Source organism: Paenibacillus sabinae T27 (genome assembly GCF_000612505.1).
In the GTDB taxonomy this organism is placed as follows: Bacteria; Bacillota; Bacilli; order Paenibacillales; family Paenibacillaceae; genus Paenibacillus_AQ; species Paenibacillus_AQ sabinae.
Map to the genome: position 1 here is coordinate 1,255,297 of NZ_CP004078.1, position 20,481 is coordinate 1,275,777.

Here is a 20,481-nt window from a genome sequence, read left to right on the forward strand (position 1 = left end):
TTATAATGCTCTTTCCAGAATCTCTTGGCTGATGTCCAATGTAAGATCATGAGTTTCCGAAAGTGCTGTCATCCCATGAGTCTTTAACTGTTCAATGATTTCCGGTATTTTATCCGCACCAATGTTGTAGTCGGACAGTCGTGTCTTTACCCCCAGACTTTCAAAGAATCCCCTCGTTTTTTGTATGGCTGAATTAATCCGATCATCTTCGCTTCCTTCAGTTATGCGCCAGACTCGATCGGCATACTGCAAAAGTTTCGCGCGCTTTTGCTCGCGGCGAACCTCCAGTAACGAAGGTAGTATAACAGCCAAGGTTTGCCCATGGTCAATACCGTATAAGGCGGTAAGCTCATGTCCGATCATATGCGCCGCCCAGTCCTGAGGGACTCCGGCACAGATTAATCCGTTTAGCGCCAATGTAGCACTCCAGACCAGATTTGCGCGCGCATCGTAATTTTCCGGTTCAGCGATTGTCGTTTCTCCTATTTCAATCAACGTTTGCAGAATGCCCTCTGATATGCGATCCTGAATTCTTCCTTCTACGGGATACGTCAGATATTGCTCGGTTGTGTGTACGAAAGCGTCAACCACTCCGTTGGCTACTTGAATTTTAGGCAGCGTATAAGTCAGGGTCGGGTCTAATATCGAAAATTTCGGAAATGCTAATTCACTGAACACGGGGTATTTCCCTTGTCCATAGCTGATTACACCGCCGCTGTTCATTTCTGAACCGGTAGCAGGTAAAGTCAGCACGGCACCGAAAGGAACCGTGTGTCCTATAACGTCCAAGCCAATGGGCGAAAAACCGTATTTCAGAAGATCGAGCGCATCCCCATCATAGGAGGCAGCAAGCGTAATGAATTTAGTTCCGTCAATTACAGAACCGCCGCCGATGGCAAGTAAAAAATCAATTTGTTCACGGCGAACAATTTCTGCAGCTCTTACCAAGGTCTCATAATGAGGATTCGGCTCTATTCCGCCAAATTCATGAACTATTCTGTCACCCAGTGCGTTTCTCACCTTATCGACAGTACCGTATTTTTTGGCACTTCCCCCTCCATAGGTGATTAGAACTTTTGCATCGGCTGGAACAAGCTGATCAATGCTGCCAAGTCTGTCCTCACCAAATAAAATACGTGTTGGATTGTAAAAATCAAAATTAAACATGGTAACCTCTCCTTATCAGATTTATGCTTTCCATAACCCCAATTATCTTCATAGCCCCTTATCAACGCTGGACATAGGATGACCATTTCACCATTCTATCCCTGAGATCCAAAGTCTCGCCGTCCACCGTAAATGTTCCGTTCCCCTTGTGATGGATTAGCCGGCATTCCTCTCTATCCGGATCAATCCAGGCTTTCACCACTTCCAGAATGATGAGATTGTATTTGTCAATCAAACCATCGTCAGCGATCCGGCATTCCAGGTTCACCAGGCACTCAGCGACAAGAGGAGCTTTTACTTTCTCAGCAGTTACCGATGTCAAACCGAAGATTTTAAACTTGTCTGTGTCTATACCGGAACAGTTTCCGATTCCAACAACCTTAGGGGCAAGATCAACCGTTGGAACGGCAAGCACACATTCCCCTGTAATGCGCAGAGTTTCGAAGCTTTGATCCCATGAACCGAGCATGCAGCCGATAAGTGGCCTGTCGCCATCTGCTATCATCATGTGATAGCTCATTGCCATCAGGTTGGGCTGACCGTGAAGGGAGGTTACTACCAATACAACCGGGCCCGGTTCTATAAATTGGTATGCTTTAGATAATGGGAGTTCTTTCATTTACAATCAGCTCTCTTTTTTCGAATTTATACTCAGACGGCCGAGAACGGCATCCTTTTTCTATCCCAAGGACGTATCATTCTTCCCGATAAAGAATCATCCCGGCATGGTAGAGAATCCCGTCCCGAAAATCGCCGTCAGCTGCAAATCCGGTATCATCCACATACTCGATGTGGTCTCCTGCAATGGTGTACCGTCCTTGATATGCGCTCTTGCGATTGCCGCGGGCTTCGTCGTAACGACCATTGGGCAATAACTCATGACGAATGTACCCGTCTTTGGTTACCCACATGCCAAGATATGGGTGATCGTTCGTGTTCTTGATTTGTGTCATTTTACGTTCTCCCTTCGTGTTATTAGTTGTGGATCTTTTCTTGCAGTGCATCCTGTCCTCCTTGACGCTCTTGCGATTGGGGTCTTCTTCATTATGAAGTAGATGAAAGAATAGCCGGTAGCCGGAATCAGGCGCATTCTTGCCTAATTCTCCATGTTTCAATAAAATTATAGAAACACAAGATTTGTGGAGGTTGGAGATATGAGCTTGGATAAGAAGGAAGAAATGCTGCAGCAGGAATTAGCGGCGCAAATTGAACAATATACTGGGACAGACGGTATATGGGCCACGAGTATTCCTTCGCTGCATTTTATTAAGGCATCCCAAGAAACCGATCCGATCCATTCCCTCTATGAACCCGCGTTATGCATCGTCGCTCAAGGAACAAAGCTCGTTTTGCTAGGTAAGGAAAGCTATGTGTACGATCCATCCTGTTATCTGGTCGCTTCGGTGCAGTTACCCGTTTCCGGACAGGTGATTCAAGCTACGCCAGAGAACCCTTACCTGTGTATGCAACTGGATTTTCAGGGGAGTCAAATTATCGAGTTGATTCAGGAAGTGGATATATCGCGGAGCGTTCCATCAAGTAAACGGGCTCTTTATGTCAGCAAAACAAACACATCCCTTCTCGAAGCAGCCGTCAGACTCGTTAAACTGTTAGACACGCCACAAGACATTCCCGTAATTGCCCCATTGATCATCCGGGAAATTCTTTACCGGGTTCTCCTGGGAGAACAAGGTCATTCGATTAAACAATTCGCCGTAACGGGAAGTCATGCGGATTGCATTGCACAAGCCATTGAAATGATTAAACGGGATTTTGCCAAACCGCTCCGAGTGGAAACGCTGGCGGCGGCTGTGAACATGAGCACCTCCTCGTTGCATTATCATTTCAAAGAGGTAACGGCAATGAGTCCATTACAATATCAGAAAAAGCTTCGTTTGCAAGAGGCTCGCAGGATACTGTTCTCCGGCGGGACGGAGGCCGCAAATGCGGGATTTCTGGTCGGATATGAAAGTCCCTCTCAGTTTAGCCGGGAATATTCCAGAATGTTCGGGCTCCCTCCAATTAGTGATATCAAACAATTTCGCGATACGTTACGCGTCGGTTCGAACTGAAGCAGAATAACCCCTTCCGGTCCATGGCCGGAAGGGGTTATCACAATACTGTTCGAACGCAAAGGATTCTAATGATTATCTCCGGTTCTTACGCTTCCATAATAGATTCTCTACCCGTCGTTTGGCCGGAAGGGGAACTGACATATCTAAGAGATGAGATCACTGCTCCCACCGCCAAAATGATTCCCACAGCTGCGGCCCAAGTAATGGAAGACAGCGATATTTGCTCTACGGCGGTGCCCCCAATTCCAGCGCCAACCGCCATGGCAAGCTGAATGGTAGAATTGTTCAAGCTAAGCATGATTCCCGAAGATTCAGGTGCAAGTGTTATTAAGTGCAATTGTTGTGGAGGACCTGGACTCCAGGTTGCGAATGACCACAGGATTAACAGTGGAATAATAATTGACGGAGATGGGGCAAAGAGCATGATCAGAATGAGTGCCGTGACATTAAGCGATAGCCCTCCGATCAAGGTACGGTGAATCCCCCATTTGTCTGTACTGAAGCCTCCAACCCTAGACCCTACCAAGCTTGCGATGCCAACCGCGAATAACGTGATACTCAGGGTTTGATCGCTCATTCCGGTTACTGTAAGCAGGAACGGTGAAATGTAGGAATAGAAAATGGAGTATCCGGCAATCCAGAAGAAGGATACAGACAAGGCAATGACCATTTTGGGCTGCTTCAGCAATGCAAGCTGATTCCGTAAGGGAACAGGCTCCTCCCCATCCATTCGAGGAATTGTTAGCGCAATAATGAATATTGCCAATAGCCCAATTAAACTAATTCCCCCGAAGATGGCCTTCCATTCGTAAGCCGAGGAAATCAATCTCCCAATAGGTACACCGAGAATTAAGGAGGCCGTGAAGCCCATAAGGACGGCTGCAATGGCGCTTCCCTGCTTGCCTGGTAAAGTGACCTTGGTCGCTATTGTAAGAGAGGCGACAATCGTGACCCCTGCGCTTATCCCCATGAAGATCCGAGTTGCGACAAGAGGTTCATATCCTGGTAACACATAGGCAAGTAGATTGCTGATTACAAATAAGCTTAGAGCGTAAAGCAGCAGCTTCCGTCGTTCCATACGTGCTGTCAAAGCCATAATAACCGGAGTGCCAAAAGCGTAAGAGAGTGAAAAAATAGTAATTAGCTGACCTGCCGTCACCAATGTGACCCCTGTTGACTCTGCAATTTTATCAAGTATGCCTGCTATGATATACTCCGATGTTCCGACTAGAAAACTAAGAACCGCTAACGTGTAGACTCTTAATGCACTCGACATGTCTCTTCAATTCCTTTCCATTCATTCGTTCTTCCCGCTAACTTGTTTCTTTTCACCATTTTACTTTTCTCCTTTTTCGTTGATTGCGAAGGCCTCGTCATGAACCAAGTATGGAGCAAATAGGGGCTGATACGGTATCTGATTCGTATAGAGTTATTGCTCAATCCTCCAAACAGTCTAAAAAGAACTTAAGAGCTTTTGGAGCGGAGAAAGGATCCGATCTATTTGGTTTTTAAAGACCATCCTGCGCTGAGGATGGTCTTTCAATTGAGGATCAGCGTATTGGGGTATATAAAGATGGAGAATTAAAGGTGACAACCCCTGTCGTGACAGGCACAAAAATCTACAACGAAGATACGCCTACAGGTGTCTGGTATATTGAGTATAAACAAGCTCCAGCCACTCTTAAGGGGAGTGAAACCGGTAATTTAAATTACTCAGTGGATGTTAAATATTGGGCACCTTTTACGGTAAGCGGGTGCGGGTTCCACGATGCAAGCTGGCGGGGGAACTGGTCAAGTAATGCCTATATTAAAGAAGGATCAGGTGGGTGTGTAAATATACCGCCCAATATCATGAAAATCGTATATGATAATTTGATTCAGTATGAGCCAGTAATTATATATGGAGTGAGGGTTATCTAGCCATAGGGTAAAGGGGGATAATGAATTCGCAGTTTAGGTGGTTAAGGAGAACCATACCATAAGTAACGGCAAGTTTTATGGAGAGAAACTCGCAGCAGTCTATACTTCCTTCATGTCGACCATGGATTGGGGTGGGCATGCTTCACGGAAGGTGTAACTAGGCTCCTGCGAGTTTTTTCGCATACATGATGTGGATTTATGACGAACTGCAAAAAAGTTTATTACGCTGTTTGGCTGAAGGGGCAGTTCAACTCCCCCTCTGAAATTGAGATATAGGCTGAATATCATTACGTTCGAACAGCTTCCAGACCTGTTCTGCCATAATTTGTGGCGGATGCGGCATGCGGTTGGCTATCCACCATTCCACTAACCCTACGAAGGCAGAGGCAGTGAAATGAGTAATCATTTCTTTATCCATATCCTGGTTAATGCCCTGCATATCGACCTTTTCTTGGATCAGTTCAGTAATCACCTGCAGCATGCGCTCCCGGAACATCACAGTTCTCTGATTAACAAGCATGGCAGAGAAGAAAATAATATGCTCTTCCATATAAGCAAATATGGCCCTGAGTGCGCCTACTAGTTCTGCTTTTTCCCGCTTTACCGGGGCCAGTATGCATGAACTGCTCATCTGGTTCAACTGATCATCTATGCATTTATCGAGCAGGTCGTATTTATCGAGAAAATGAAGATACACTGTTCCCCGGTTGATGTTGGCTCGTTCCGATATATCATTAATCGTGATTCGTTCGAATTCTTTCTCAAGGAACAGGTTCAGAAAAGCTGTTTTAATCGCTTCTTTGGTCCGAAGGATTCGTCTATCGGTCTTGACTGCAGTCTCCATTCTTCACTTACCTCCATTCCGTTAATGAACAGTTCCATATCATATGTTGAATATCATACAAAGACACCTGTATTATCGATTGAACTAGATTTTCATCGCTCTATAATTATAGTCAACGGCAGTGATTTAATCAACTCTAGTTAAATAATTAACTAATGTTGATCTGTCTGTTGGGTATACTAAATTCCTTGTTAAGGGGCGAAGAAAAGTGGAAAACTTAAAGTCTAAGGTGATCATTGTTACAGGCGCATCCAGCGGAATTGGAGAGTCAACGGTAAGACTATTAGCCCAAAAGGGGGCTAAGGTAGTATTGGCGGCAAGAAGAACGAATCTTATGCAGGAGATCGTAAACGATATTAAGCAAGAGGGCGGTGAAGCGGCCTTTATTGAGGCAGAGGTAAGCTCGCCGGAAGACATGAAAAGGCTGGCACAGTTTGCTATCGAGCAGTATGGCCGGATTGATGTTCTTGTGAATAATGCCGGATACCAGCAGCTATCCTTATTAAATGAGCTCAAGATTGAAGAGTGGAATAAGGCGATTGATGTAAATATCAAAGGTGTTTTGTATGCCATTGCCGCAGTCCTGCCGACAATGCGTGAACAGAAATCGGGACATATTATAAACATTTCTTCGGTTATGGGCCATAAGGTGATTCCAACCACCACAGTATACAGTGCCACTAAGTCGGCAGTTCGCGCGATTTCGGAAGGGTTGCGGCAGGAGGAATCACCGGAATCAAATATCCGATCAACCATTATCTCTCCAGGAATGACAGCGACGGGTGTTCTTGCTGATTATGCAGAGTATCCAAGCCTTTCACCAGCTGCTGTGGCTAGAGCGATTGCCTATGCAATTAATGAACCTGAGGATACAGGAGTTAATGAGATTTTGCTTAGACCGACATTACAATCCTTATAATCCCCTGACGAGTAGGGGAGTCAATGGAAAAATAATTATAAATAAAACTTGCCGTTATAGACAGCGCGGAGAACCGTACCACAAGTGATGGTAAACAGGGCTAGGCAAGAATTAATATTGGATAATCTCTTCATAAGCAGATTAATGCAAAGGTAGATTTTTGTTAACGGTATAACTTTAAATACAGTGAGACTAAAGATGTTATTTACCTAGGTATCACGATAAGAAACAGGAACGGTAACACGAAAATCGACAGCTATCTTATTCGATTCATGATCAGCTCTCCTTTTAGTCAGCGGTTCTATACTGAGCATGGTCCAGAGCGCCGTCATGATCGGGGCTCCGGTGCTCGGCGGCGCCATGATCGATTGGGCCGGTCCCCGGCAGATATTCGCTAGTCTCGGGCTCGTCATTACGCTTGTCGGCGGATTGGGGATGCTCCTTGGACGTCTGCTCTGGCCCGGGGAGAAAGAGGAAGAACGCCGAGCGGCCGCAAGCTTCAGTGCCGGTTCACAGAATGATTATAAATAAATCGGGCAGCTATTGGGGAATAGTCCAAACCAGTTCCTGGGTTTAACATACACTTAAAGGGTCAAATGCATCATGTGACTATGCAAAAGCATACTTTAAGGGCAGGTGAATCCGGAAAATGATTGAGCTGGTTTTGACTATCAACGATAGGGACGGAAGATACGCAGAGCATGCGGGTGTTGTTCTTGCATCCATTTTTTCCAATACCCAGCAGACGATCAATGTCCACATTGTTCATGATGATTCACTAAGCGATGAGAACAAGCTAAGGCTCACTCAGCTCGTCGATGCGTTTCATCACAACATCTTTTTTTATCATGTCACAATTCCCGGAGATTTTCTTGAAGTTGCGGCCGGCGTGAATAAAATCGACTATTGGACAATAGCCAGTATGTACCGTCTGCTGCTCCCGCAGATTATTCAGGCCGACAGGGTTATTTATCTGGACTGCGATATTCTGGTCAATATGGATATTAACGAATTGTGGAGTGTTGATCTGGGAGGGCAGTACTTAGGCGCAGTTCGGGATCAAGGCGTAAATTTGATGGAGTACTTTGTTTCGCTTGGGCTTAACGCGGAGCTGTATTTTAACTCGGGAGTCATTCTGTTTCATTTGAACAATATCCGCAGCAGAGAGACCTGGTATCAAGAAATGCTCGGCTTCATGCGCACTTTTCCGTCGATAACGATGCCTGACCAGGATATTCTGAATGCCCTGTACAGCTTAAACTATGTGCAACTAGATCTGCGGTTTAATACGTTCGCTCACCCCGAGCTCGATTTGGAGAATAAAATAGTACATTTCGCCGGGGACGGAAAATGGTGGAATGAAGATTCGCCCGCTGCGCCGTTGTACCAAAAATTTCTTGCTATGACCCCTTGGGCACCGGGATTTATACCAGCACCTGCTTCTGTCCCGGAATCAATCATCCCGTTAGACCCGCCGCCCCCGCCGCAGGAAGAACAGGCGGTTGCGCCGCCTGAGCCACCCGCTCCGGAAATTCCGATTCCCGATCCGCCGGTTCTTGAAATCCCCGCCCCGCAAGTGGAAGTACCGGAGGTGGCTCCCGTAAAGCCGCACGGACGGAAACGCCGCAGATTGATTCGGTTGCGGAGAAGATTGAGACTGAGAAGGAAGCTGCGGCTGCGGCGGAGATTAAGACTGAGAAAGCTCAGATTAATCCGCGCGAAATATCGTTCCCGTAAGCGGGTAAAACTGCTCAAGCGCCAGCGCGCAGCGAAGAACAAAGTCCTGAAACCGGCCAAAAAGAAGCTGCAGCGGGTCAGAACCATTCACACATCCCGTTCGAAGCGTCCATTGAAACGCACCTCATAATCGGTTTATTGTACATTCGCCCAGCTCTCGGCCTGACGCCAGGATGAAGAAATATGTAAGCGGAAGGTTTCCGCCGATAAGGCCCGACTGCTCCCTTTAGCTTAGAGGAGCAGTCGGTGCATTCAGGACTGAATATTCAGAGCGGTCTGAATGTTTCGCAGATCCAGTTGAACTTGATCTTTAAGATTGTATGGGTGATACAAGCCTCGCCGCACCGTATAATCGGCAATCAATTCATACAGGTCTATGGCTTCTTCAAGCTGCTTGATCAGAACGGATTTGAATTCAGGCGTGGCGCATTCGGTGACGGCCATGGCGTAGTTTCGGACTCCGCTTTTGGCAGTGATCAGAAAATCCATGGCAATAACTTCATCGGTCAGGGTATTCATCCCTGTCATGCGTTCCAGGATCGGGTTCATCGTATCATCTCCCCTGCTGCGATTTGGATAAAAGTGTGCTTAGATCCTGAAGGTGCTGCGTGGATACTTGAACGTCATGTTTCAGGATTTGCTGCAGTTCCGGGTCGGACACCAGAACCTGCATCGTTTTGGATTTCGTCAGGCAGACGGTCTTGAACGCCGCTATTTCATGGACCTCGAGCGTTTCGTGTAAAGCGTATGATGGATTCATTTTTGATTACTCACCCCTTGTCGGATCAGTCATTACGGTTTTAGAATCACTTTAATGCAATCGTCAGTCTTCGTGTCGAAGACCTCATAGCCGCGCTTCGCATCGCTAAGCGGAATGACGTGCGTAATAATGTCTCCCGGGTCCACTTTACCAGAGGTTACCAGCTCGTACATATAGGGCATATAATGAATAACAGGAGCCTGTCCGGAGCGGATGTTGATGTTGCGCTGCATGATATCGCCAAGCGGAAACCCGTTATAGCGCCCGCCATATACTCCTGTTATTTGGATCGTTCCGCCTTTGCGTACCGCTTGAGACGCGATGACCAGAGGACTCAATGTTCCGCCTTGCAGCTTGAGGCCGCTTGCGAGGAATTCCAGATCGCTCATTTTTCCGTCCATTCCGACGGCGTCAATCACGACATCGGCTCCGCCTTTGGTAAGCTCCTTGAGGTGGTTGCCGATATTTTGCTGCTCCTCGAAATTGACAATTTCCACTTTATTCGTAAGCTTTGCATGCCGCAGGCGGTAATCGACGTAGTCGACGGCTATGACCCTTTTTGCGCCTTTCAGCCAGGCAAACTTCTGGGCAAGAAGTCCCACCGGGCCGCAGCCCAGTACGATCACGGTATCTCCATCCTTCACACCGGCGTTGTCGATGCTCCAGAACGCGGTCGTCATCGCATCGGCTATCAGGCAGAGCTTTTCATCCGATTCTTCGCAGCTTTCGGGGATTTTGAAGTGGGTAAAGTTCGCGAAAGGAACGCGCAAATACTCGGCTTGTCCGCCAGGATACCCGCCAGTTGTTCCGGAGTAGCCGAAATACGCGCCGATTTCCCCGTTTTCGTTGGAATGGTCGCATTGGCTTTCCAGATGGTTTTTGCAGTAAAAGCACTCTCCGCAGGCGATGTTGAACGGGATAATCACCCGGTCGCCTTTCTTCAGCCTGGTAACACCTGAGCCAACCTCTTCCACAATCCCCATCGGCTCATGCCCGATGACATAATCCTCCTGAAGATTGGGAATCATCCCGTGGATCAGGTGGAGGTCGGAGCCGCAGATGGCCGTGCTGGTCAATCTGACAATCATGTCGTCAGGCTTTTCGATTTTGGGGTCCGGGACCTCTTTTACGGCAATATTTTTAATGCCTTGATACGTTACGGCCTTCATGCCTGAGTTCCCCTAAGGTGTTCATCCGGCGTCCTGTCGAACAAGCCTTTGCGCCGCGTATCCTCCGGGAACAAATTCATTTGCCCGATCATGACCGTGTTGTTTGCCGAAAGCTGGTCCAGCTGGTATTGCTCATTAAGTTCATAAGGATGGAACCATTTCTTGCGCATCATGAGGTCGGAAATCTCCTGGTGCATTGCGATTCCTTGTCTCAGCTGATTGCGCAGCAGCGCTCTGGCATCCGGAGAAGCCGTTTCAGTGAGGGCAATCGCCGTATTTCTTACTCCTTCTTTGGCACGAATAAGGAAGTCCGTGGCAAAGGTAGTGTCCGCCATTTCCGGCATATTTAACGCGTTTATCGGGTCTAAATAATCCGGGTTCATTGGGTTTCCTCCTCTAGTTTAGAATGGGCGTGGGACGATTGGTGGGGACGGGCGCCTGGAAAGGAGCTCTGGCATAGACGGCCTGCAGCTCCGCAATTGCCTGGATGGACTGCTCGACATCTTTTTGCATCAAGTCTTTGAGCTCCTGATCAAACACGATTCCCTGCATAAGCTTGGATTTGGCCAAGCAGAGCGTTTTAAAATTAAGCGCTTCGTGAAGCTCCATCGATTCATGCGGCGCCAGAATTTGTGTAGTCATATGTGAAATAATCCCCTCCTTATTGGTTTTCTAGGATAGCATTTCCCGGCCCTACGGAATTATGCTGAAAAATAAGAAACCGGCGTGGGGGGCTTCGGTCGTAGCCCCGTAGCTTCGAATCTTCCACTCCTTGTGTGAACGAGGAGATCAATATAGGAGCTAAACAGTCGTCTATCATGTACAGAGCGATTCCCCGAGTATGACCAAGGAACAATTGATTGAAGCGGCTAAAAGCCTGTTATAAGCAAAGCAATACAAATAAGAACGGTTGATTCCATTGAACAATGGCGTCAGCCGTTCTCTTTTGGTTTTTCAGATTCCAAATTACAACGTCTGTCCGCTGTCCACCGTGAGAATCTGCCCGGTCATCGCTTCCTGTTCCAGGACTGTGCAGATCATGGAGGCGATATCCTCGGGGGTTGAAATCCGCTGCAATAAAAGATGGGGAGCGAGCCTGCGCATTTGTTCTTCCCTGCCGGCCCACCATCTTGTCGCGACGGCGCCCGGCACGACACAGTTGACCCGAATATCGGGAGCGAGCGCCCGGGCCAACGATTTCGTAAGACCGTGAACGGCCGCTTTCGATACGGCATAGGGAAGCGAGGAGCCGAGTCCGGTTTGTCCGGCGATGCTGCCGAGATTGACGATCGCTCCCTGTTTATTTTTCTTCATATGGGGGGCAACAGCCCGCGCGCAGTAGAACATGCCCTTCACATTCACATCGAACAATTCATCCCAAGTTCCCCCGGTTACTGCTTCCAGATCGTCGATGGGAATATGCTTGGTAATGCTGGCGTTGTTGACGAGTACATCCACGGTGCCGAATTGCTGAACGATGGTTTCGATCATGGCCCGGACTTCGTTGTCCCGGGATACGTCGGCTTGTACAGCTATCGCCCATCCGCCCTGATCGTTAATCCGGCGGATGGTTTCCTCCGCCTCCGGTCTGGAGCGTGAATAATTGACGACAACAGCTGCTCCCCGCTCGGCCAGCATAAGGCTTGCCGCTCTGCCAATCCCCGTGCCGCCGCCCGTAACAAGGGCTATTTTCTGCTTCAAATCCATATCCGTTCACTCCCTGCGCTATGTTTAATCCTTATCAAGTAAATATTGTAAATCGCCCCATTCGATTTGTATAATTGAACTAATTGAAGCTTAAATTCAAAAATTTTGAACTAGCAGAGAGGAGGGAGCAGAGTGGATCTTAAAACCCTTAAAACTTTTCAATTGATCGTGAAATACGGGAGCTTCGTCCGTGCGGCTGAGGAAATGAACTATGTGCAATCGACCGTGACGATGCAAATCCAGAAGCTTGAAGCCGAGCTGGGCGTTCAACTGATCGAACGGGGAAACGGAAAAGAACTTCGGCTGACCGAAGCCGGAAGATTATTTCACGGCCAAAGCCTGCAAATCGTAAAAAACATGGAGCAAATCCAAACGGATCTGGCCAATTTGCAGCTCGGAGAATCGGGGCATCTTCGGATAGGAGTGACGGAGCCGACAGCGAGTTACCGTTTGCCCGGCATTCTGAAGGGGTTTATGTCCACGTATCCGAATATCCGCATTTCCGTGGAGTTCGGGAACACTCCCCTGCTGAGCGAGCGAACCCTCAAAGGAGAGCTTGATTTTTCGCTCTGCTCGGCGCCGGATCTTGGAACCGACCTTTATTTTGAGCCCTTGTTCAAGGAAGAGTTCGTGGCGTTAATGCCTGAAGATCATCCGCTGGCGTTGAAAGAGGTTCTCTCGCCGGAAGATATTCGGGATTATCGCCTGCTGATCACCTCGGCCACCTGTCCGTACCGCAGGAAGCTGGAGATGGTGATGCAGGAAACGGGGAACCTGACGCTTGATACGATGGAGATCGGAAGCATGACGGCGTTGAAATTTTTCGCCCAGAGCGGCCTCGGCATCGCCCTTGTCCCCAAAATTATAGCGGAGCCCGTTTCAGCGGGAACCACCACCCGCATCATCGAAGGAAGCCTGATCCATATGACTTTCGGGCTCCTGTCCAAAGCTTCGGCATATCCGCCGCAGTTGGCCGGGCACAAGCTTTATCAGTATCTGAAGCAGCATCTAGCTACATAAAATCGAAAAAATAACGGATCACATGGAAAAAGACCGGCGAAGTGTAGGTCAGGCTGTCGACCCGGCTTAAGTAGCTTTTTTTCAACGCATCGAACTTATCGTCATCGCCGATTAACAAATCCCGCTTCAGTACGGAAACCGTCAAGCTGCCGAAGAAACCGCTCAGACTGATCAGCATACCGGAGAAGATACCGAAAGTCGGGTCAAGCGGCGTCAGGTAAGGGTAGATCAGATACGAGGCCCCCGTCGTTACGAGAAAAGCGCATGCGAAGCCTTCCCACGTCAAATTCGGATTGGCGGTCGGGACGACTTTCCGCTTGCCGAAATAGATGGATGCGAGATAGTTTACAGCATCGCCAAGCTGCGTCAATACCACCAGAAAAAGCACAAGACCCGCTCCGTACTGCGGCGTGGCAATCTGGAAATAGGCCAGGTGGCTAAGTCCGAACACCATTAGCATGAGTCCCCACTGAGCCCGGCTGACGCTGCGCAGAAATCCGACCGTTCCTTTGTTAATCAATCTCGGGAGCGGCAGGAACAAGAATACATAGATGGGAATAAAGACGATAAACATCCCGTACCACCCGATATAAATCCAATAGAACTGCACGGGAATCGACAAATACGCCCACAGAAACAGTCTGCGGTCGGCTTTTTTTGACTTAATCATGGAGAAATATTCCTTCAGCGCGAAGAAGGCGAGCACCATGAGGGAAAGGAGCGAAACGACCGGGTTGAATAGGGTGGCCAAGCAAAAAATGAGCAGCATCCCCCACCACGTCTTAATGCGAAATCCAAGGCCTGTATAGTCTTTGTCCGGCTGAATTCTGCCCATCACATAATACAGCAGATGAATGACGGATAGGACTGCAAAAATAAGAACGAGCGTTAATAGCGAACGGTTCACTGACAATCACCAACTTGCCTGCAGAGTAGGAATCCAATAAAGGAATCTTATGATATTATGAAGGAAACGTTCACACTTGATAAGGGGAAAATTTGTAAATGGAAGCAGATCAATCGGTTTATATCCTGCTTACGAATACTGGAACACTTTTTACGAAAATCATTCAAGGCTATACGAAAGCGCCTTACAATCACGCTTCGATTTCCTTCAACCGGGAACTTTCGGAGCTGTACAGCTTCGGGAGAAAGCATCCGAGCAATCCTCTGAATGGCGGATTCGTGAAGGAGGATCTCAAGACAGGCACATTCAGCAAGTATCCGAATACGACGTGCGTCATCTATGAGCTTCAGGTAACAAGACGGGAAGTTGAGAAAATGAGAAGGGTTCTGCAAATCTTTATCCGCAGCCGCCAAAAGTATCTCTATAACATTCTGGGCGTGATCGGCGTCGCGCTAAAAGAACCGGTTGAATTCAGCAACTCCTACTTTTGCTCGCAATTCGTCGCGGAAATTCTGGAGCGGTCCGGTGTAAAGCTGTGGAATAAGCTGCCTGCGCTCGTTACACCGGATGATTTTCGGCAAAATGACCGGCTGCATTTGATCTACGAAGGGAAATTAAGTGAGTACGAGCCGGAGCGCTGAATAGCGGGTGCAGAGAGATTCTCAACATGTTGAAAGGGGAGAGAAAATGGTTCATGCAAAGAATGTCCTTAGCAATCAATTATTATCCAATGCGAATGATCCAAGCTGGCATATCCCGTTCATGCAGGCGGTCCGAGACATCACGGAGGAAGAAGCCTTTTGGAAGCCTTGTCAAGACAGCAGCAGTATCGCTGAGCTTACACAGCATTTGCTGTATTGGAATGATACGTGGCAGACCAGATACCGCCAGCGCCGGATGGATGCTGTGCCCCCTGTAGGAGATAACAACAACAGCTTTGTCATACCGGAGAACACCACATTTCGTGAGTTAAGTGCAGAGCTTCTAAAGGTGCTTTTAGGGTGGCAAGAGCTGCTGTCCGAAGAAAGCCTGGAAGCCGAGGTGGCAGGATTTCCGGAGCCGGCTAAATGGTGGGAGATCATCAGCAACGCGGCAACCCACAATGCCTATCATATCGGCCAAATGGTTTATATCCGCAAGCTTTGGATGGGGAATATGAGGGAATAAGATGGCGAGCCAGTGATACCAAACACTGATTGGATTTATAGGGAAGGTGAACCATGAAGAAAAAGATTCTGCTGATTCAGCCCGAGAACGAGAAGATCAACCGGTTCAGAAGGAAGCAGTTCAATAACTTCGTCCAGATCACGATGCCGTATTTGGCGGGGTTCATCGATGAGAGCAAATATGAGATCATACTGGTGGATGAGTACCGGCAGCGAATCCCTTTCCGCCGCACGTTTGATCTGGTCGCCATCACCGTGAATACGCCGAACGCCTACCACTGCTACGAGGTCGCGGAGAAGTTCCGGGCACATGGGGCCAAGGTGGTCATGGGCGGACCGCATGTTACGCTGCTGCCGGAGGAGGCTTCGCAGCACTGCGACAGTATCCTGATCGGTGAAGCGGAAGCGACCTGGCCGGCGTTTCTGGAGGATTTTTATACAGGACAAGAACGGGCCGTCTACCGGTCAGAGGGCATACCCGTTCTGAAGAATCTTCCTTTGCCGAGATGGGATCTCCTAAAGAGAAACCCGCTGATGAAGGGCGCGGTGTTTGCGACACGGGGCTGCCCTTACCGCTGCGCGTACTGCAATCTGAAGCAAATTTACCACGACCGCTTCCGCGTCCGGCCGATTCCTGAGGTTATCCGCGAAATCTCACTGATGAAATCGAAGTTTTTCGTGTTCTGGGACGATAATTTTTTTGCGGATAAAGCCCACGCCATCGAACTGATGGAGAGCCTGAAGCCCTTGGGCAAAAAATGGGCGGCACAGGTGACCCTCGCCGATTGCAATGACGACGAGCTGCTGGAGCGGGCAAGGGAAGCGGGCTGTTTGTATCTGTTCGTTGGGCTGGAGTCCTTCTCGCCATCCGCATTGCGGGGCGTCAACAAAGGGATCAACCGGGTCCATTCGTACCGTGATATCATAGGGAAGCTGCACAAGCACAAGATCATGATCCAGGCCGGCATTGTATTCGGCTTTGACGAGGATACGCCGGCTACCTTCCGGCATACGCTGGAGGCCTGCGAGGAGCTGGGAATCGACGGAGTGACCGTCAGCCTGCTCACACCGCTTCCCCGAACGCCCGTCTATGCCGGGATGAAAGAGGAGCGGAGGCTGCTGAATGAAGACTGGAGCCTGTACAACGGGAAGACGGATGTCGTGTTCCGTCCCCGGAATATGACCTCGGAGGAGCTGCTTGAGGGCTACCTCGATTTTCGCCGCAGGTTCTATTCGCTGCCCTCATTTATCAGGAGGATGAAGGTTTCAAGGACGCATCTCTTTTACAATTTCATTATCAATCTGGGATACCGATTGGCCCTCAAGCGTTAAGCGGGAAGTCCGCAAGCTGAGGGCTTTTTTTTGCGTTGATTTTAATGCATTGTTACTTCTGTAAGGAGCGGTGCTTGAATTATGGGCTAACTGGAGAGCTGAGCGGGAAAAATTGGAGCTTATTGGACCCGAATCCGAGTACCCACTCGAATAAAAGGGATTTCCTCCCTCTTAATGGGGGGATTTCCCCGGAATAGGCCCTTTTCTCAGAAATAAGCTGGAGCTTTTCCCGTTTATTTCACTAAATACGTCCCCAGGGGGAGGATAAGCGGGAGCTTTTCCAGTCTAATTTCTAAAAAAAGCGAACGAAATATCCGGTACTCTCCAATATAGAGTGTAAGACCGAAGGGGGAATGGCGGATGAATCATCCAAACCAAGATTCGCAGCTCGCAGCGCTTGTGCTTGCCGGCAGCCGTGAAGCGTACAGCCAGCTGTATGAAAGAACGATAACCGAGGTGTACCGAACCGTCCGTTTCCTCATTGGCGGGTCATCCGATACGGATGATGTCGTCCAGGAGATTTATATCCAGATGTACCGGTCTCTTGGGCAGTATGATGCAGCGCGGCCTTTTCGTCCGTGGCTGATGGGGGTGGCTATGCGGCAAATCCGGGCTTACCGGAGAAAGAGGTGGAATCAAATCCGTCTGATTAAAAAAGCGCAGCAGAGCGGGATCATCGCGGATTACGATTTTTCGGGGGAAGTGGTAGACAAAGTATCGTACCGTCCCCTAATCGCAAGCGTGGAACGCCTTCCGTACAAGCTGAAGCAGGTCGTGATTCTGCACTATTTAAATGAGTACTCCCAGGAGGAAATTGCGGATGCGCTGGGCATCCCTCTTGGAACGGTAAAGTCCCGTATCCACTCCGCCTTGAAGAAGCTGCGCAGCAAGCGGAGCAGCGAGATTTTGCTTATGGGAAAGGTGGAGGATTTGCATGAAGCTTGAGCAAGAGCTGCGAGAGGCATTACGGGAAGAAAGCAGGGCCTGGACGGCTCCTGCGGAACTAAAGGTCAGAATATTAAATCACAAATCAGTGAAACCGGAGGGAAGAAGAATGAAAAAATGGATTGCGGCAGGCATCCTGGCCGCCGTGCTGCTCGTTCCTACAGGAGCATATGCCGGGTACCATTATATCGCGGACTCGATATACGGCTCGCAGAAGCAGATTGAGCAAAAGGGTGGCACCCTGGAGCAGTATGACCATTTGGAGGAGAAGCTGCAAGCGGCGAAACAGAGCTTTGAACCGCAGGAGTTCGCGAAGCTGACGGTCCTGCTTAAAAAGTTGGGCGATTATAACCTCAAGATAGCCGATGACAAGGGAGCGCTGCATCCCGAGCGGCTGAGCCCTGAAGAGCAGGAAGCCTATAAGAAGCTTAACGCGGAGCTTGAACCTTATTTTGAGAAATTGAACGCGGAGGGAGCCGGGAATGGGGGCGTGAAGGAAACCGGGCAGCAGGCGGACAGCGCTGCGTTCTGGAAAGAGGCGCTGGCCTGTGGGGAGAAGAACCTCAGCAGTCAGGAACTTGCCAAAGTGAAAGGGATCATCGGCGAAATTCAAAAGATAGAGGTAAAGCCGGACGGCAGCGCCCGGGCGTTTACGGCTGAAGAGGCCGAGCATCTTAAAGAACTGATCCGGCAGCTGGAACCCTACCAAGATCAATTGGGGATTATGCTGAAGCCGGCTTCCTGACTCCTGACTCCACCGGTAAATATGGTGTTGACCATGAACAAAAGCCCATGCGGTCTGCAATCAGCAGGCACATGGGCTTTTTACTATTCCGTTTAGCGTGATTTGATCCCCTCGAATCCATAGGTTATTAAATTTTTTATAACCGTTTCCTCCAGATTTTCGCCGGTAATTAACAGTCTATAAAAAATGGGTCCGTACAAGAGATCAATACATAATGAGATATCCAAGCCTTCTCTCAGTTCACCACGCTGGGCTCCCCGCTCAAGAAGCTGCCGCGCCTCAAGCCGCCGAGGATGGAAAAATTCCGCCCGGTAGGCTTCAGCCAACCCCGGATCAAATTGTCCCTCACCGATCAGCTCGGTAATGACTTTCCCTTCCCGGGTTGACAGAAATCTGGCCAAATTCGAGGCATGAATGATGATATCGTCATACACCGACCCGGTATCGGGTATCGGCAGTCTTTCGGAAGCCGCGCACAGGTAGCCGGCCATGACGACGGCAGCTTTATTGGGCCACCATTTATAAATGGTCGCTTTGCTGACCTTGGCCCGTTCCGCAATTTTTTCAACCGTTACGGCACCAAATCCGGTTTCGAGCAGCAGGTCATAGGAGGCGCTCAGAATAGCCTTTTCGGCTTCGACATTGCGTGGACGTCCTCTTTTGGTATCCATGGGGAATTCTCCTCCTTAAAAGTTCCATCAAGCTTTGCCTGACATATACTGTACGTATATTATACAAAATATTTATGGGTTGGAAAAACTATTTACAAAACTGAACGTTCAGTATATTATATAGATGTGGATTAAAACTAAGGAGGAATTAGAATGAATCACTCGCAGTCTGAAGTTAAACGTGTGCCGAACTGGATCATGCTGCTGCTGGCCATATCGTGCGGCCTTATCGTTGCCAATCTTTATTATGCTCAACCTTTGGTGGGACCCATCAGCGAGGCTACGGGTTTGTCGCCCGGCGCGGCGGGATTAATTGTAACGTTGACGCAAATCGGTTATGTACTCGGATTGTTGTTCATCGTTCCGCTTAGTGATCTTATCGAAAATCGGCGTCTGGCAGTTTCCGCGTTGATCGTCGTCGTGTGTGCTCTGATTGCAGCGGCGCTGGCGACGAATGCAACGATTTTTCTGGCGGCGTCTTTATTTATCGGACTTGGATCTGTAACAGCGCAAATTCTTGTTCCTTATGCCGCTTATCTGGCATCGGAAGAGCAGCGCGGCCGCGTCGTAGGCAATGTAATGAGCGGACTGCTGCTGGGGATTATGTTTGCCCGTCCGGCGGCAAGCTTTCTGGCCGACCTCTTTGGATGGAAAGTTATATTTTGGCTGTCGGCTGGAATCATTGCCTTGCTGACCCTTCTTCTGTCTCGCGCACTTCCTGAGCGCAAGCCCGCGCCAACCCTGAAATATGCCCAATTGATAGGATCGTTGGGAGCTCTATGGAGAGGAACGCCTGTTTTGCGCCGCAGAGCCTTTTATCAAGCTTTTCTATTTGGCTCCTTCAGTCTTTTTTGGACCGTTGTCCCGATGCGGTTATCCGGATATTTTCATTTGTCACAGCAAGGAATCGCCTTATTTGCCCTGGCCGGTGTGGCTGGAGCTGTAGCTGCGCCTATCGCCGGGAGACTGGCTGACCGGGGCTGGACCCGAATGCTGACAGGTCTGGCTATAACGATTGCCGCTGCATCTTTTTTACTCTCGTATCTGGTCCGTGGCAATTCTGCCGTATCTCTGGCCTTGCTGCTTCTTGCCGCAATCGTACTGGACATGGGAGTTTCCGGTAATCTTGTGCTGGGGCAGCGTGCTATCTATTCCTTGGGGAGTGAGTCCAGAGGGCGTCTGAACGGCCTGTTTATGGCTATATTCTTTGTCGGCGGGGCATTAGGCTCTTTCCTGGGGGGCTGGTCATATGCTTACGGCGGCTGGTCCTCGGCAGCCTTGTTAGGCTTGCTGATGCCGGTTTTGGCCCTGCTGTACTTTTTTACAGAACACAAGCAGTCGGCGGCTGCGCTGGTTAACCATGGCGGCGGAACCGTCGCCGAGAAATAAACATCTTT

Annotated in this window: 24 protein-coding genes and 1 pseudogene; 12 read left to right on the plus strand and 13 right to left on the minus strand. The window is 49.1% G+C overall.

The annotated features are described in order from the left end of the window. The 3 genes from PSAB_RS05615 to PSAB_RS05625 form a co-directional block, all read right to left on the minus strand. Complete coding sequence (locus PSAB_RS05615) at positions 1 to 1,167, minus strand: iron-containing alcohol dehydrogenase (protein WP_025333598.1); 1,167 nt, start codon at positions 1,165 to 1,167, stop codon at positions 1 to 3. A 61-nt stretch (positions 1,168 to 1,228) separates the two neighbouring features. Continuing rightward, positions 1,229 to 1,786: a flavin reductase family protein gene (locus PSAB_RS05620; protein WP_025333599.1), complete on the minus strand. Its 558-nt coding sequence runs from the start codon at positions 1,784 to 1,786 to the stop codon at positions 1,229 to 1,231. A 76-nt stretch (positions 1,787 to 1,862) separates the two neighbouring features. Continuing rightward, complete coding sequence (locus PSAB_RS05625) at positions 1,863 to 2,120, minus strand: Atu4866 domain-containing protein (protein WP_025333600.1); 258 nt, start codon at positions 2,118 to 2,120, stop codon at positions 1,863 to 1,865. A gap of 201 nt (positions 2,121 to 2,321) precedes the next feature. Between PSAB_RS05625 and PSAB_RS05630 the strand changes: the two genes are divergently transcribed. After that, complete coding sequence (locus PSAB_RS05630; RefSeq protein WP_025333601.1) at positions 2,322 to 3,239, plus strand: AraC family transcriptional regulator; 918 nt, start codon at positions 2,322 to 2,324, stop codon at positions 3,237 to 3,239. 88 nt (positions 3,240 to 3,327) lie between these two features. Here PSAB_RS05630 and PSAB_RS05635 read toward each other — a convergent pair whose 3' ends face one another. Further along, positions 3,328 to 4,518 (minus strand): MFS transporter, encoded by a 1,191-nt coding sequence (locus PSAB_RS05635; protein ID WP_025333602.1) that lies wholly within the window; start codon positions 4,516 to 4,518, stop codon positions 3,328 to 3,330. Between the two features lie 260 nt (positions 4,519 to 4,778). On the opposite strand from PSAB_RS05635, the pseudogene PSAB_RS24480 reads away from it, so the two are divergent. Further along, positions 4,779 to 5,162: pseudogene (locus PSAB_RS24480) on the plus strand (L,D-transpeptidase); the annotation flags it as partial. A gap of 247 nt (positions 5,163 to 5,409) precedes the next feature. Here PSAB_RS24480 and PSAB_RS05645 read toward each other — a convergent pair. Then, on the minus strand, positions 5,410 to 6,006 hold the full coding sequence (locus PSAB_RS05645) for a TetR/AcrR family transcriptional regulator (RefSeq protein ID WP_025333604.1): 597 nt from the start codon (positions 6,004 to 6,006) through the stop codon (positions 5,410 to 5,412). 208 nt (positions 6,007 to 6,214) lie between these two features. On the opposite strand from PSAB_RS05645, the gene PSAB_RS05650 reads away from it, so the two are divergent. The 3 genes from PSAB_RS05650 (at position 6,215) to PSAB_RS05660 (ending at position 8,792) form a co-directional block, all read left to right on the plus strand. Continuing rightward, positions 6,215 to 6,925 (plus strand): SDR family oxidoreductase, encoded by a 711-nt coding sequence (locus PSAB_RS05650; RefSeq protein WP_025333605.1) that lies wholly within the window; start codon positions 6,215 to 6,217, stop codon positions 6,923 to 6,925. Between the two features lie 312 nt (positions 6,926 to 7,237). Further along, positions 7,238 to 7,456: a hypothetical protein gene (locus PSAB_RS05655; protein ID WP_144240480.1), complete on the plus strand. Its 219-nt coding sequence runs from the start codon at positions 7,238 to 7,240 to the stop codon at positions 7,454 to 7,456. 118 nt (positions 7,457 to 7,574) lie between these two features. Further along, entirely contained in the window at positions 7,575 to 8,792 is a 1,218-nt protein-coding gene (locus tag PSAB_RS05660; protein WP_025333607.1) for a glycosyltransferase family 8 protein, read from the plus strand. Between the two features lie 122 nt (positions 8,793 to 8,914). Here PSAB_RS05660 and PSAB_RS05665 read toward each other — a convergent pair whose 3' ends face one another. The 6 genes from PSAB_RS05665 to PSAB_RS05690 all read right to left on the minus strand — a co-directional run bounded on the left by PSAB_RS05665 (position 8,915) and on the right by PSAB_RS05690 (position 12,298). Next, positions 8,915 to 9,211, minus strand: a complete 297-nt coding sequence (locus PSAB_RS05665; protein WP_025333608.1) for a spore coat protein — start codon at positions 9,209 to 9,211, stop codon at positions 8,915 to 8,917. A 4-nt stretch (positions 9,212 to 9,215) separates the two neighbouring features. Next, complete coding sequence (locus PSAB_RS05670) at positions 9,216 to 9,422, minus strand: hypothetical protein (RefSeq protein ID WP_025333609.1); 207 nt, start codon at positions 9,420 to 9,422, stop codon at positions 9,216 to 9,218. Between the two features lie 32 nt (positions 9,423 to 9,454). Next, complete coding sequence (locus PSAB_RS05675) at positions 9,455 to 10,591, minus strand: zinc-dependent alcohol dehydrogenase (RefSeq protein ID WP_025333610.1); 1,137 nt, start codon at positions 10,589 to 10,591, stop codon at positions 9,455 to 9,457. Next, on the minus strand, positions 10,588 to 10,974 hold the full coding sequence (locus PSAB_RS05680) for a spore coat protein (protein WP_025333611.1): 387 nt from the start codon (positions 10,972 to 10,974) through the stop codon (positions 10,588 to 10,590). The genes PSAB_RS05675 and PSAB_RS05680 overlap by 4 nt, the downstream gene beginning before the upstream one ends. A gap of 13 nt (positions 10,975 to 10,987) precedes the next feature. Beyond that, a complete protein-coding gene (locus PSAB_RS05685) occupies positions 10,988 to 11,233 on the minus strand; it encodes a hypothetical protein (RefSeq protein ID WP_025333612.1) in 246 nt (81 codons plus the stop codon). A gap of 324 nt (positions 11,234 to 11,557) precedes the next feature. Beyond that, positions 11,558 to 12,298 carry an SDR family NAD(P)-dependent oxidoreductase gene (locus PSAB_RS05690; protein ID WP_025333613.1) on the minus strand — a complete coding sequence of 247 codons (741 nt, stop codon included), beginning with the start codon at positions 12,296 to 12,298 and terminating at the stop codon, positions 11,558 to 11,560. Positions 12,299 to 12,430: 132 nt separating this feature from the next. Between PSAB_RS05690 and PSAB_RS05695 the strand changes: the two genes are divergently transcribed. Next, positions 12,431 to 13,318, plus strand: coding sequence for a LysR family transcriptional regulator (locus PSAB_RS05695; protein ID WP_025333614.1), 888 nt, complete (start codon positions 12,431 to 12,433; stop codon positions 13,316 to 13,318). Here the strand turns inward: PSAB_RS05695 and PSAB_RS05700 are convergent. Next, positions 13,311 to 14,225, minus strand: a complete 915-nt coding sequence (locus PSAB_RS05700) for a phosphatidate cytidylyltransferase (protein ID WP_025333615.1) — start codon at positions 14,223 to 14,225, stop codon at positions 13,311 to 13,313. The genes PSAB_RS05695 and PSAB_RS05700 overlap by 8 nt on opposite strands. A 98-nt stretch (positions 14,226 to 14,323) precedes the next feature. Here PSAB_RS05700 and PSAB_RS05705 point away from each other — a divergent pair, with 98 nt between their 5' ends. From PSAB_RS05705 to PSAB_RS05725, 5 genes are all read left to right on the plus strand, one after another. After that, positions 14,324 to 14,866 carry a hypothetical protein gene (locus PSAB_RS05705; protein WP_025333616.1) on the plus strand — a complete coding sequence of 181 codons (543 nt, stop codon included), beginning with the start codon at positions 14,324 to 14,326 and terminating at the stop codon, positions 14,864 to 14,866. Positions 14,867 to 14,912: 46 nt separating this feature from the next. Next, positions 14,913 to 15,392 (plus strand): DinB family protein, encoded by a 480-nt coding sequence (locus tag PSAB_RS05710; protein WP_025333617.1) that lies wholly within the window; start codon positions 14,913 to 14,915, stop codon positions 15,390 to 15,392. Positions 15,393 to 15,445: 53 nt separating this feature from the next. Beyond that, complete coding sequence (locus tag PSAB_RS05715) at positions 15,446 to 16,723, plus strand: B12-binding domain-containing radical SAM protein (protein WP_038595594.1); 1,278 nt, start codon at positions 15,446 to 15,448, stop codon at positions 16,721 to 16,723. A gap of 360 nt (positions 16,724 to 17,083) precedes the next feature. Then, positions 17,084 to 17,668, plus strand: a complete 585-nt coding sequence (locus PSAB_RS05720; protein ID WP_025333618.1) for a sigma-70 family RNA polymerase sigma factor — start codon at positions 17,084 to 17,086, stop codon at positions 17,666 to 17,668. A gap of 109 nt (positions 17,669 to 17,777) precedes the next feature. Continuing rightward, complete coding sequence (locus PSAB_RS05725) at positions 17,778 to 18,413, plus strand: DUF3600 domain-containing protein (RefSeq protein WP_158442557.1); 636 nt, start codon at positions 17,778 to 17,780, stop codon at positions 18,411 to 18,413. 92 nt (positions 18,414 to 18,505) lie between these two features. Here the strand turns inward: PSAB_RS05725 and PSAB_RS05730 are convergent, their stop codons facing one another. Next, positions 18,506 to 19,084, minus strand: coding sequence for a TetR/AcrR family transcriptional regulator (locus PSAB_RS05730; RefSeq protein ID WP_025333620.1), 579 nt, complete (start codon positions 19,082 to 19,084; stop codon positions 18,506 to 18,508). Positions 19,085 to 19,237: 153 nt separating this feature from the next. Between PSAB_RS05730 and PSAB_RS05735 the strand changes: the two genes are divergently transcribed. Continuing rightward, positions 19,238 to 20,473, plus strand: coding sequence for an MFS transporter (locus PSAB_RS05735; RefSeq protein ID WP_025333621.1), 1,236 nt, complete (start codon positions 19,238 to 19,240; stop codon positions 20,471 to 20,473). The last annotated feature ends 8 nt before the right edge of the window (positions 20,474 to 20,481 follow it).

What these genes read in the sequence shown, in the direction of transcription:
- PSAB_RS05615 (WP_025333598.1), bottom strand. Translation starts at nt 1,167, where the DNA reads ATGTTTAATTTTGATTTTTACAATCCAACACGTATTTTATTTGGTGAG.
- PSAB_RS05620 (WP_025333599.1), bottom strand. Translation starts at nt 1,786, where the DNA reads ATGAAAGAACTCCCATTATCTAAAGCATACCAATTTATAGAACCGGGC.
- PSAB_RS05625 (WP_025333600.1), bottom strand. Translation starts at nt 2,120, where the DNA reads ATGACACAAATCAAGAACACGAACGATCACCCATATCTTGGCATGTGG.
- PSAB_RS05630 (WP_025333601.1), top strand. Translation starts at nt 2,322, where the DNA reads ATGAGCTTGGATAAGAAGGAAGAAATGCTGCAGCAGGAATTAGCGGCG.
- PSAB_RS05635 (WP_025333602.1), bottom strand. Translation starts at nt 4,518, where the DNA reads ATGTCGAGTGCATTAAGAGTCTACACGTTAGCGGTTCTTAGTTTTCTA.
- PSAB_RS05645 (WP_025333604.1), bottom strand. Translation starts at nt 6,006, where the DNA reads ATGGAGACTGCAGTCAAGACCGATAGACGAATCCTTCGGACCAAAGAA.
- PSAB_RS05655 (WP_144240480.1), top strand. Translation starts at nt 7,238, where the DNA reads ATGGTCCAGAGCGCCGTCATGATCGGGGCTCCGGTGCTCGGCGGCGCC.
- PSAB_RS05660 (WP_025333607.1), top strand. Translation starts at nt 7,575, where the DNA reads ATGATTGAGCTGGTTTTGACTATCAACGATAGGGACGGAAGATACGCA.
- PSAB_RS05665 (WP_025333608.1), bottom strand. Translation starts at nt 9,211, where the DNA reads ATGAACCCGATCCTGGAACGCATGACAGGGATGAATACCCTGACCGAT.
- PSAB_RS05670 (WP_025333609.1), bottom strand. Translation starts at nt 9,422, where the DNA reads ATGAATCCATCATACGCTTTACACGAAACGCTCGAGGTCCATGAAATA.
- PSAB_RS05675 (WP_025333610.1), bottom strand. Translation starts at nt 10,591, where the DNA reads ATGAAGGCCGTAACGTATCAAGGCATTAAAAATATTGCCGTAAAAGAG.
- PSAB_RS05680 (WP_025333611.1), bottom strand. Translation starts at nt 10,974, where the DNA reads ATGAACCCGGATTATTTAGACCCGATAAACGCGTTAAATATGCCGGAA.
- PSAB_RS05685 (WP_025333612.1), bottom strand. Translation starts at nt 11,233, where the DNA reads ATGACTACACAAATTCTGGCGCCGCATGAATCGATGGAGCTTCACGAA.
- PSAB_RS05690 (WP_025333613.1), bottom strand. Translation starts at nt 12,298, where the DNA reads ATGGATTTGAAGCAGAAAATAGCCCTTGTTACGGGCGGCGGCACGGGG.
- PSAB_RS05705 (WP_025333616.1), top strand. Translation starts at nt 14,324, where the DNA reads ATGGAAGCAGATCAATCGGTTTATATCCTGCTTACGAATACTGGAACA.
- PSAB_RS05710 (WP_025333617.1), top strand. Translation starts at nt 14,913, where the DNA reads ATGGTTCATGCAAAGAATGTCCTTAGCAATCAATTATTATCCAATGCG.
- PSAB_RS05715 (WP_038595594.1), top strand. Translation starts at nt 15,446, where the DNA reads ATGAAGAAAAAGATTCTGCTGATTCAGCCCGAGAACGAGAAGATCAAC.
- PSAB_RS05720 (WP_025333618.1), top strand. Translation starts at nt 17,084, where the DNA reads ATGAATCATCCAAACCAAGATTCGCAGCTCGCAGCGCTTGTGCTTGCC.
- PSAB_RS05725 (WP_158442557.1), top strand. Translation starts at nt 17,778, where the DNA reads ATGAAAAAATGGATTGCGGCAGGCATCCTGGCCGCCGTGCTGCTCGTT.
- PSAB_RS05730 (WP_025333620.1), bottom strand. Translation starts at nt 19,084, where the DNA reads ATGGATACCAAAAGAGGACGTCCACGCAATGTCGAAGCCGAAAAGGCT.
- PSAB_RS05735 (WP_025333621.1), top strand. Translation starts at nt 19,238, where the DNA reads ATGAATCACTCGCAGTCTGAAGTTAAACGTGTGCCGAACTGGATCATG.